Raw genomic sequence first — 10,645 nt, forward strand, 5'->3', positions numbered from 1 at the left:
GAAGTACCAGCTCAAACCCCGCGACTGGGCCACCGCCGCCCGCGAGGGCACCACCATCGCCCCCCTCATCACCCGCCTCAACACCATCCGGCGCGCCCACCCCGCACTGCACCGGCTGCGGAACCTCCACTTCCACCGCACCGACAACGACGCGCTCATCGCGTACAGCAAGCGCGTCGGGTCGGACGTCGTCCTGGTGGTCGCCAACCTCGATCCGCATCGCACCCAGGAGGCCACGATCTCGCTCGACATGCCGCAGCTCGGCCTGGACTGGCACGAGTCGGTGCCGGTCCACGACGAACTCACGGACGAGACCTACCGCTGGGGCCGCACGAACTACGTGCGGCTGGAGCCCGGCCGGGCCCCCGCCCACGTCTTCCACCTCCGCCGGCCCTCCGCCGCCGCGCCCCGGAACGAAGGGTCCGCAGCCTCATGACCGTGAACGAGCCCGTGCCGGACAAGTTCGAGGACACCCCCGCCAAGGACCGCGACCCGGACTGGTTCAAACGAGCCGTCTTCTACGAGGTCCTCGTCCGCTCCTTCCAGGACAGCAACGGCGACGGCGTCGGCGACCTCAAGGGCCTGACCGCCAAGCTGGACTACCTGCAATGGCTGGGCGTGGACTGCCTGTGGCTCCCGCCCTTCTTCAAGTCGCCGCTGCGCGACGGCGGCTACGACGTCTCCGACTACACCGCCGTTCTGCCCGAGTTCGGCGACCTGGCCGACTTCGTGGAGTTCGTGGACGCCGCCCACCAGCGCGGCATGCGCGTGATCATCGACTTCGTCATGAACCACACCAGCGACCAGCACCCGTGGTTCCAGGAGTCCCGCAAGAACCCCGACGGCCCCTACGGCGACTACTACGTCTGGGCCGACGACGACACCCGGTACGCCGACGCCCGCATCATCTTCGTCGACACCGAGGCGTCCAACTGGACCTACGACCCGGTCCGCGGCCAGTACTACTGGCACCGCTTCTTCTCCCACCAGCCGGACCTCAACTACGAGAACCCGGCGGTCCAGGAGGAGATGCTGGCCGCGCTCAAGTTCTGGCTCGACCTCGGCATCGACGGCTTCCGGCTGGACGCCGTGCCCTACCTGTACGCCGAGGAGGGCACCAACTGCGAGAACCTGCCCGCCAGTCACGCGTTCCTCAAGCGCGTGCGCCGCGAGATCGACGCGCAGTACCCGGACACGGTGCTGCTGGCCGAGGCCAACCAGTGGCCGGAGGACGTCGTCGACTACTTCGGCGACTACGCCTCCGGCGGCGACGAGTGCCACATGGCCTTCCACTTCCCGGTGATGCCGCGGATCTTCATGGCCGTGCGCCGCGAGTCCCGCTACCCGGTCTCCGAGGTCCTCGCCAAGACCCCGGCGATCCCGTCCGGCTGCCAGTGGGGCATCTTCCTGCGCAACCACGACGAGCTGACCCTGGAAATGGTCACCGACGAAGAGCGCGACTACATGTACGCGGAGTACGCCAAGGACCCGCGCATGCGCGCCAACATCGGCATCCGCCGCAGGCTCGCCACCCTGCTGGACAACGACCGCGACCAGATCGAGCTGTTCACCGCGCTGCTGCTCGCTCTCCCGGGCTCGCCGATCCTCTACTACGGCGACGAGATCGGCATGGGCGACAACATCTGGCTCGGCGACCGCGACGCCGTCCGCACCCCCATGCAGTGGACCCCGGACCGCAACGCCGGGTTCTCAACCTGCGACCCGGGGCGCCTTTACCTGCCCACGATCATGGACCCGGTCTACGGCTACCAGGTGACGAACGTCGAGGCGTCCATGGCCTCGCCGTCCTCGCTGCTGCACTGGACCCGCCGCATGATCGAGATCCGCAAGCAGAACCCCGCCTTCGGCCTGGGCACCTACACGGAACTGCCGTCGTCGAACCCGGCGGTCCTGGCCTTCCTGCGCGAGTACGAGGACGACCTGGTGCTCTGCGTGAACAACTTCGCGCGGTTCGCCCAGCCCACCGAGCTGGACCTGCGCGAGTTCGCCGGACGCCATCCGGTCGAGCTGTTCGGCGGGGTCCGCTTCCCCGCCATCGGTGAACTGCCGTACCTGCTGACCCTCGGGGGCCACGGCTTCTACTGGTTCCGGCTCACCCGAGTCGCATCCCGCATCGGCCGCCGCGCTTGAGCGTGGGCCGAGGAAAGGACGCGTCACCATGCCGAAGACCGCACCCCTGCGCACGAGACGCGGGCAGCTCGCCGAGCCGATGGCGTCGCTCGGCGAGTTGCTGCGGGAGTGGCTGCCGCGCCAGCGCTGGTTCGCGGGCAAGGACCGGCCCGTGGCCGAGCTGGGTCTGCTGTCGATGACCGAGCTGTTCCCGGGCTGTCTGCACCTCCTGGTGCACACCGGGCAGGGCTCCGTGCCCTTCCCCGGCGGCACTCCCTTGGCCGGGGACTGCTACCAGCTGCTGCTCGGCGTGCGCGAGCAGCCGTCGCCGCGGCTGGGCCGCGCCGTCATCGGGCAGGTGCAGGACGGGCCGCTGGCGGGACGGACGGTCTACGACGCGCTGCACGACCCCCGGATGGCCCAGCTGCTGCTCGAACGGCTCCGGCACCCGGGCAAGGCGGGACCCCTGCGCTTCGAGGCCGATCCCGCGCGGCCGGTGCCCGGCGGTCTTGCGCCGCGGCTGCTGGACGCCGAGCAGTCCAACTCGTCGCTGATCTACGGCGACGAGTTCATCCTGAAGCTCTTCCGGCGCGTCCAGCCCGGCGTCAACCCGGACCTGGAGGTGCCCGACGCGCTGGCCCGCCAGGGCTGCGGCCGGGTCCCGGCGCCGGTGGCGTGGATGCGTACCACCCATCCGTACCAGGCGACACTCGGCGTGCTCCAGCCCTTCCTGCACGGCGCCTCCGACGGCTGGACCCTCTCCTTGAACGCGCTCGCCGCCGGGGACGAGTTCACCGTGCAGGCCCATGAGCTGGGGCAGGCGATGGGCGACGTGCACCTCGCGCTGGCCTCCGCCTTCCCGGTCGGCGCGCCCGGCGAGAACGGCCGCACGGCGGCGGCGATGACCGAGCGGCTGACCGCGGCGGCGCACTGCGTACCGGCGCTGCAGCCGTTCGTCCCGGGCCTGCGCGCGGCGTTCGCGGCACTGTCGACCTGCGACTCGGGGCCGCCCGCCCAGCGCATCCACGGCGACCTCCACCTGGGTCAGGTGCTGCGGGCCGGCCGGGACTGGTTCGTCATCGACTTCGAGGGCGAACCCTCCCGACCGCTGGCCGAGCGGCGCAGCGCCCACTCCCCCGTGCGGGACATCGCGGGCATGCTGCGTTCCTTCGACTACGCCGCCCGGCAGCGCCGCCCGTGGCGCCCGGAGTGGGCGCGCCGCTGCCGTGAGGCGTTCTGCGCGGGTTACGCCGCCCGCGCCGGATGGGACCCCCGCAAGAAGCACGGCCTGCTGCGCGCCTACGAGACCGACCGCGCCGTGTATGAGGTGCTGTACGAGGCCCGGCACCGCCCCGACTGGCTTCCCGTACCCATGGCGGCGATCGAACGACTCGCCGTGAGAGGAGACTGACCCGTGGCCCTCCGCGACACCTCGATCCCCGAGCCCTCCGGTCCCGTCGCGCCCGCACCCGGTGCGTGCGCGACCGCACCGCCCCTGGACCCCCACGACCGGGGCCGCCTGCTGGCGGGCGCCCACCACGACCCGCACGCCCTGCTGGGCGCCCACCCGGTGCCCGGCGGTGTCGCCTTCCGGGCGCTGCGCCCCTTCGCCCGGGAGGTGAGCGTGGTCGTGGACGGCGAGCGCCACGCCCTCGGGTCGGAGGAGGACGGCCTGTTCTCCGGTGTCCTGCCGCTGACCGGGATCCCGGCGTACACGCTGGTGGTGGCGTACGAGCAGGGCGAGCCGCAGGAGACGCACGACCCGTACCGCTTCCTGCCCGCCCTCGGCGAGCTGGACCTGCACCTGATCGGCGAGGGCCGGCACGAGCAGCTGTGGCAGGCCCTCGGCGCCGAGCCGATGACCCACCAGGGGGTCACCGGCACCCGGTTCACGGTGTGGGCGCCCAACGCCCAGGGCGTGCGGGTCGCCACCGACTTCACGCACTGGGACGGCACGGCGTTCCCCATGCGTTCGCTGGGTTCGTCCGGGGTGTGGGAGCTGTTCCTGCCGGGCGTCGGCGAGGGCACCCGGTACAAGTTCGAGATCCACTCCCGGTACGGGCACCGGTTCCTCAAGGCCGACCCGATGGCCCGCGCGGCCGAGGAGCCGCCGAACACCGCCTCCGTGGTGACCGCCTCGCGCTACGAGTGGAGCGACGCGGAATGGATGCGGACCCGGGCGGACACTCCGGTGCACGAGGCGCCGTTCTCGGTGTACGAGGTGCACCTGCCGTCCTGGCGGCCGGGGCTGACCTACCGCGAGCTGGCCGAGGAGCTGCCCGCGTACGTGAAGGACCTCGGCTTCACCCACGTCGAGCTGATGCCGGTCGCCGAGCACCCCTACGGGCCGTCCTGGGGCTACCAGGTCACCGGCTTCTACGCGCCGACCGCGCGCCTCGGCTCGCCCGACGACTTCCGGTACCTGGTCGACGCGCTGCACCGGGCCGGGATCGGCGTGATCATGGACTGGGTGCCGGCGCACTTCCCGAAGGACGACTGGGCGCTGGGCCGCTTCGACGGCGACCCGCTGTACGAGCCCGGGGACTCCCGGCGCGCGGAGCACCCGGACTGGGGCACGTACACCTTCGACTTCGCGCGGACCGAGGTGCGCAACTTCCTGGTGGCCAACGCCGTGTACTGGTGCGAGGAGTTCCACATCGACGGCCTGCGCGTGGACGCCGTCGCCTCGATGCTGTACCTGGACTACTCGCGCGACTCCGGGCAGTGGGAGCCGAACCAGTACGGCGGCCGGGAGGACCTGGCGGCCATGGCCTTCCTCCAGGAGATGAACGCGACGGTCTACCGGCGCTGCCCCGGCGTGGTGACCATCGCCGAGGAGTCGACCGCGTGGGGCGGGGTGACCCGGCCGACCGACACCGGCGGGCTCGGTTTCGGCCTGAAGTGGAACATGGGCTGGATGCACGACTCGCTGGAGTACGTCGCCCACGAGCCGGTGCACCGCAAGTACCACCACCACGAGATGACGTTCTCGATGGTGTACGCCTACAGCGAGAACTACGTGCTGCCGATCTCCCACGACGAGGTGGTGCACGGCAAGCAGGCGCTGGTGGCGAAGATGCCGGGCGACTGGTGGCAGCGCCGCGCGAACGTGCGCGCCTACCTGGGCTTCATGTGGGCCCATCCCGGCAAGCAGCTGCTGTTCATGGGACAGGAGTTCGCGCAGGGCGCGGAGTGGTCGGAGAAGCAGGGCCCGGAGTGGTGGCTGCTCGACGAGGGGTACCACTCGGCGGGCGACCACCGCGGGATCCAGGACCTGGTCCGCGAGCTCAACACCCGATACGCGCGCACTCCGGCCCTGTGGCAGCGCGACACCGACCCGGCCGGCTTCCGATGGGTGTCGGTGGACGCGGCCGAGGACAACGTCTTCGCGTTCCTGCGGTACGGCACGGACGGCGCTCCGCTGCTGGCGGTGTCGAACTTCTCGCCGGTGGTGCGGCACGCGTACTCCCTCGCCGTCGGCGACGAGGCCGTCGCGTGGCAGGAGGTGCTCAACACCGACGCCGAGGAGTACGGCGGCAGCGGCGTGGCCAACCCGGACCCGGTGAAGCCGGAGGACGGGAGCATCCGGATCACGCTGCCTCCGCTGGCGACGGTGTGGCTGATGCCGTACGCCCCGTGAGCCTGCCAGGTGTCCGACCGGCTGTCGGGGGCAGTCGGTGGGACACACCGGCTCTCAGAAAGGCGGCACCACGTGCGCACCGTCGGAGTGGAGGAGGAGCTTCTCCTGGTCGATCCCGCGAGTGGTGAACCGCGGGCGCTGTCCGCCGCCGTGCTCGCGCGGGCTTTCCTGGACGACTCCGGGCAGGAGGTGTTCGAGAAGGAGCTGCACGAGCAGATGCTGGAGTTCGCCACGCATCCGCAGACGGACATGGAGCGGCTGCACACGGAGATCGTCCGCTGCCGTGAGGAGGCCGGGCGGCACGCCGGGGGGATCGGGTGCGCCGTGGCCGCGCTCGCCAGCTCACCGCTGCCGGTGACGCCCTCCATCGGCGTGAACCGGCGCTACGAGTGGATGGCCGAGCAGTACGGCGTCGTGGTCCAGGAGCAGCTGGTCCTGGGCTGCCACGTGCATGTGTCGGTCGACTCCGACGAGGAGGGCGTCGCGGTGATCGACCGGGTGCGGCCGTGGCTGCCGGTGCTGACGGCGCTGAGCGCGAACTCGCCGTTCTGGCAGGGTCAGGACTCCCGCTACAGCAGCTATCGCAGCCGGGTCTGGCAGCGCTGGCCGTCGGCCGGTCCCACGGAGCTGTTCGGCTCGGCGGAGCGCTACCACCGCCGGGTCGCGGACATGCTGGCCACCGGGACGATCCTCGACGACGGGATGGTCTACTTCGACGTACGGCTCTCCCAGCGGTATCCGACGGTCGAGTTCCGGGTCGCGGACGTCTGCCTGGACGCCTCGACGGCCGCCGTCCTCGCCGCGCTCGCCCGCGCGCTGGTCGACACGGCCGCGCGGGAGTGGCGCCGGGGCGTGGAACCGGCCGGGCACAGTGTGAGCCTGCTCCGCCTCGCGTCCTGGCGGGCCGCCCGGTCCGGGCTGACGGAGGAGTTGCTGCACCCAGCCACGATGCGTCGGATGCCGGCCGAGACGGTCGTGCGGGCCCTGCTGGAGCATGCCGAGGAGGCCCTCGCGGACGCGGGCGACCTGGAACGGGTGCGCGAGGAGGTCGACGCGTTGCTGCGGCACGGCAACGGCGCCCGGGTGCAGCGCGAGCTGCTGGAGCGCACGGGCAGCCTGCGCGAGGTCGTCGCCGCGTGCGTACGCCGCACCCAGGCGGCATGAGGCAGCCGCACCCGGGCGGCGCGGGGCATCAGTAGATCAGGGCCAGGGCGTAGCCCAGGAGACCCACCGCGAAGATCAGCACGAACGCGAGGATCAGGGCCATCGGCCCCTTGCTCCAGCCCTTGGCCGGATTGCTGAGCAGGTCCTGGGGGCCGGCCTCGGGCATGCTGCTCTCCGCCGGCGGGGTCTCCCCGGGCGGCACGCCGCCGCCGGGTTCCAGGCCGGTGCTGAGTCGGGGTTCGGGGTCGGGATTCACGTACGTCATGTCACCCCGGGTCCCCCGATCCGGCCGGATCACCGGGTGGGAACACTTCTGCGTTCCCGGCCCCCCGCCGCCTGCCGCTGAGCTAGCCTCCGAGCACCGTCGACCACGGTGATCGTCGTCGGCGTCACCGTCCGTACACGTCAGGAGCCGGCGCATGCGCGAGACCGCACTCGCTCCCCGGGCCGTCCCGCCGCTGGCCGGAGGTCTGGCCGACAGCCTCTTCGAGACGGCCGCCCGCACACCGACCCTGCCGATGCTCGCCCGGCGCCGCGGCCCCGGCTCGGCGTTCTGGGACGAGGTGACGGCCGTCGAGTTCCGCGACGAGGTGGTCGACCTGGCGAAGGGCCTGATCGCGAGCGGGATCTCGCCCGGCGACCGGGTGGCGATCCTGGCCCGCACCCGGTACGAGTGGACGGTCTTCTGCTACGCCCTGTGGACGGTGGGCGCCGAGGTCGTGCCGATCTACCCGACCTCCTCGCGCGACCAGGTCGAGTGGATCCTGCGGGACGCGGGCTGCGTGGGCGTGCTGGTCGAGGACGAGCAGAGCGTGATGACCGTCGGCTCGGTGTGCGCGTCGCTGCCCGCGCTGCGCCATGTCTGGCAGCTGGACGGGGGCGCGCTGGACACGCTGGTGGCGCGCGGCGCGTTCCTCCCGTTCGCCACCGTGGACTCCATGCGCCGCATCGTGCTGCCGGACTCCACGGCGGTGGTGGCCTACACCTCCGGCACCTCCGGCCGCGCCCTGGGCTGCGCACTGAGCCACCGCGGTCTGGCCGCGCCCTGCGACACGCTGCTGGCGGGCTGGGGCCACACGGTGGCGCCGCCGGGAGAACAGGGCGCGGTCCTCGCCTACCTCCCCTTCTCGCACGTGTACGGGCTCATGATCCAGAACCTGTGCGTCCGCGGCGGGTTCCTGATGGCGCACGAGCCCGTGATGACCGGGGACGCGCTCTCCTCGGCCCTGCGTTCCTTCCGGCCGACGTATCTGTACGCCGTGCCGTCGGTCCTGGAGAAGATCTACAAGAACTTCCTGCGCACCGCCCAGCAGGCGGGGCGCGGTGCCCTGTTCGAGCGGGCCGCGGACACGGCACGGGACTTCGCCGCCGCGCTGGAGCGCCAGCGGCTCGGCCGGAGGGCCGGGCCCGGCTTCGACCTGCGCCTCCAGCACGCCCTGTACGAGCGGACGGTGTACCGGCGGCTGCGCACCGCCCTGGGCGGCCGGGTGAGCCGGGCGACGTCCGGCGGTTCGCCGCTCAGCCGCGAGCTCTCCCTCTTCTACGAGGGCATCGGCGTCTACGTGCACGACGGCTACGGGCTGACGGAGACCAGCGGCGGACTGACGATGCAGCCGCTGGGCCGGGAGAAGTCGGGCACCGTCGGGCAGCCGCTGCCCGGCATGGAGATCCGGGTGGCCGACGACGGGGAGATCCTGGTGCGCGGGCCGTCGCTGTTCCAGGGGTACGTCGGTGACGGGGCCGCCACCCGCGAGGTGCTGCGCGGCGGCTGGCTGGCCACCGGCGACCTCGGACACCTGGACGACGAGAACTACCTGGCGATCACCGGCCGCAAGAAGGACGTCATCATCACCAGCGGCGGCAAGAGCGTGGCCCCGGCCGCCCTGGAGCAGCGGCTGCGGATGCACCCGCTGGTCCACCAGGCGGTGCTGGTCGGCGACAACCGGCCCTGCGTCGGTGCGCTGATCACGCTCGACCCGGAGTTCCTGACGCACTGGCGGGCGTCCCTGGCCCTGCCGGGCGACGCCCCGGCCCGGGAGGCGCGCGAGGAGAACGCGCTGCGGGAGGAGATCGCGCGGGCCGTGGCGGCGGCCAACAGCGCGGTGTCCCGCTCGGAGTCCATCCGGGTCTTCCGGGTCCTGCCCGAGCCCTTCGACGTGGCGGGCGGTCTGCTCACCCCGTCGATGAAACTCCGCCGCGACGAGATCGTTCGTACCTACTCGCTGGAGATCGACGCGATGTACGCGGCGCGTTCGCACCGCCGGCCGGAGCGGCCGCCGCAGGAGCCCGCCGGCTGGGAGGAGGCGGACAACGTCTTCCTGCGCTGATCCGCGGTCCCGTCCCGCCGCCGGACCGGCACACCGGCGCGACTAGGTTCGGCCGGCACGGGAACTTACCAACGGAGGGCATCCGAAGGAGAAGGGACGGCGCCCGGCCGGGGCCGGGCCGGGAAGGCGCAATGGCAGCCGAGTCGCGTTGGGACAGGACACTGGCTTCCGAGGAGATCACGAATCGCACCGCCAGCTTCGCCGGGGAGCTGCACAATGTGACCGGCGCGCGGCTGGTCGCGGAGGAGTTCCTCTACGACCTCGCCCGTGCGGCGCCGCCCGCGGCGCCCGAGCACTGGGACGACATCCTCCTGGTCGTCACGGAGCTGGCGGCCAACGCCGTGCAGTACGCTCCGGGGCCGTTCCAGCTACGGCTGCGCCGTACCTTCGACGGCGTGCACGTGGTGATGCACGACACCAGCACGACGGAGCCCGCCCCGCGTCCCTTCCATCCGAGCCAAGGCGGCGGCGGCATCGGCTGGCATCTGATCCACACCCTGTCCGACCAGGTGAGCGTCGTCAGCGGGGAGCAGGGCAAGGACATCCACGTCTTCCTGCCCTGGTGACCGGGATCACGGGGCCGGTGCGACGCGCAGGGGCACGAGCGCGCCGATCGTCTTGCCGCCTTCGGGCCGCGGGTCGACGGTGATGTCCCGGGCGAGGCGGGTGACCAGCGGCCAGCCGTAACCGCCACCGGGGTGGGTGGTGGGAAACGCGTACGCGGCCCGGGGCACCACCGAGCTGTTGTCGTGGACGGCGATCCACAGCCCCTCCTCGGTGGGCCGGACCTCGAAGCCGGCCAGCCCCTCGCCGTGCCGGATCGCGTTGGTCACCAGTTCCGAGACCACGAGCAGCAGGTCGCCGACGTCCTCCTCGCGCACCTCGCGCCCGGGGCCGCCCCAGACCGTCCGTGCCACCGACTCGGCGTACGCCCGTGCGGCCGCCGCGCCGCCCCCGGCGCCCCGCGCCGGCATGGCGGGAGGCGCGGGACGGGGCGGTGCCGTGGTGGTGGCGGCGCTCGTGCTGGTTCGCTCGGCTGCTTCCATGTCAGTGGTGCCCCCGGTTTCCGCGTGCTGTCGTCCGGTCCGGTCTGCTCGCGGGGCTCCCCCGCGGCGACCACCGGGCCGGGCGGACGCGACGGGCCGGACCGGCTCCACAGCGGCGCATACCCCGCCCGGGGCCGCCGTATTCGGCCCGGCGGGCCCTTCGGCGGGGGTGGGAGGCCGGCCGGGTGTACCGGCGGTGCCGCCCGCCCGGCGTGACCCGTGCGGGGGTACGCGTCCGGCCGGGTGACGCATCGCTTGGTCCGCGCCGGGGACCTGGGTTAGCCTCTGGCGTATTTTTCTCCCGGGGCGAATCCGTGAACTGCGCGCACGCGGACACG

General features: G+C 72.3%; 8 protein-coding genes and 1 pseudogene. 7 read left to right on the forward strand and 2 right to left on the reverse strand.

Annotation, left to right across the window (positions count from 1 at the left end; genetic code table 11):
* From ACZ56V_RS15730 to ACZ56V_RS15750, 5 genes and pseudogenes are all read left to right on the forward strand, one after another.
* Positions 1–436: pseudogene (locus tag ACZ56V_RS15730) on the forward strand (alpha-1,4-glucan--maltose-1-phosphate maltosyltransferase); the annotation flags it as partial.
* The gene (treS, locus tag ACZ56V_RS15735) at positions 433–2,151 is read left to right on the forward strand and encodes a maltose alpha-D-glucosyltransferase (RefSeq protein ID WP_468942691.1); all 1,719 of its coding nucleotides are present in this window, start codon (positions 433–435) and stop codon (positions 2,149–2,151) included. The pseudogene ACZ56V_RS15730 and the gene treS, both read left to right, overlap by 4 nt.
* A gap of 28 nt (positions 2,152–2,179) precedes the next feature.
* Positions 2,180–3,541: a maltokinase N-terminal cap-like domain-containing protein gene (locus ACZ56V_RS15740; protein WP_398910144.1), complete on the forward strand. Its 1,362-nt coding sequence runs from the start codon at positions 2,180–2,182 to the stop codon at positions 3,539–3,541.
* Between the two features lie 3 nt (positions 3,542–3,544).
* Positions 3,545–5,770, forward strand: a complete 2,226-nt coding sequence (gene glgB / locus ACZ56V_RS15745) for a 1,4-alpha-glucan branching enzyme (RefSeq protein WP_468942695.1) — start codon at positions 3,545–3,547, stop codon at positions 5,768–5,770.
* A 72-nt stretch (positions 5,771–5,842) separates the two neighbouring features.
* A complete protein-coding gene (locus ACZ56V_RS15750; RefSeq protein ID WP_468942698.1) occupies positions 5,843–6,934 on the forward strand; it encodes a glutamate--cysteine ligase 2 in 1,092 nt (363 codons plus the stop codon).
* A 28-nt stretch (positions 6,935–6,962) separates the two neighbouring features.
* On the opposite strand, the gene ACZ56V_RS15755 is transcribed toward ACZ56V_RS15750, so the two are convergent.
* The gene (locus tag ACZ56V_RS15755) at positions 6,963–7,199 is read right to left on the reverse strand and encodes a DUF6480 family protein (protein WP_398910149.1); all 237 of its coding nucleotides are present in this window, start codon (positions 7,197–7,199) and stop codon (positions 6,963–6,965) included.
* Between the two features lie 154 nt (positions 7,200–7,353).
* Between ACZ56V_RS15755 and ACZ56V_RS15760 the strand changes: the two genes are divergently transcribed.
* On the forward strand, positions 7,354–9,261 hold the full coding sequence (locus ACZ56V_RS15760; RefSeq protein ID WP_468942702.1) for an AMP-dependent synthetase/ligase: 1,908 nt from the start codon (positions 7,354–7,356) through the stop codon (positions 9,259–9,261).
* A 131-nt stretch (positions 9,262–9,392) separates the two neighbouring features.
* Positions 9,393–9,827, forward strand: coding sequence for an ATP-binding protein (locus ACZ56V_RS15765; RefSeq protein ID WP_398910153.1), 435 nt, complete (start codon positions 9,393–9,395; stop codon positions 9,825–9,827).
* A gap of 6 nt (positions 9,828–9,833) precedes the next feature.
* Here ACZ56V_RS15765 and ACZ56V_RS15770 read toward each other — a convergent pair whose 3' ends face one another.
* Complete coding sequence (locus ACZ56V_RS15770) at positions 9,834–10,307, reverse strand: ATP-binding protein (RefSeq protein WP_467384105.1); 474 nt, start codon at positions 10,305–10,307, stop codon at positions 9,834–9,836.
* Positions 10,308–10,645 lie beyond the last annotated feature (338 nt).

The organism is Streptomyces sp. NPDC034099, from assembly GCF_055575415.1.

What these genes read in the sequence shown, in the direction of transcription:
- ACZ56V_RS15770 (WP_467384105.1), bottom strand. Translation starts at nt 10,307, where the DNA reads ATGGAAGCAGCCGAGCGAACCAGCACGAGCGCCGCCACCACCACGGCA.
- ACZ56V_RS15755 (WP_398910149.1), bottom strand. Translation starts at nt 7,199, where the DNA reads ATGACGTACGTGAATCCCGACCCCGAACCCCGACTCAGCACCGGCCTG.
- treS (WP_468942691.1), top strand. Translation starts at nt 433, where the DNA reads ATGACCGTGAACGAGCCCGTGCCGGACAAGTTCGAGGACACCCCCGCC.
- ACZ56V_RS15760 (WP_468942702.1), top strand. Translation starts at nt 7,354, where the DNA reads ATGCGCGAGACCGCACTCGCTCCCCGGGCCGTCCCGCCGCTGGCCGGA.
- ACZ56V_RS15740 (WP_398910144.1), top strand. Translation starts at nt 2,180, where the DNA reads ATGCCGAAGACCGCACCCCTGCGCACGAGACGCGGGCAGCTCGCCGAG.
- ACZ56V_RS15765 (WP_398910153.1), top strand. Translation starts at nt 9,393, where the DNA reads ATGGCAGCCGAGTCGCGTTGGGACAGGACACTGGCTTCCGAGGAGATC.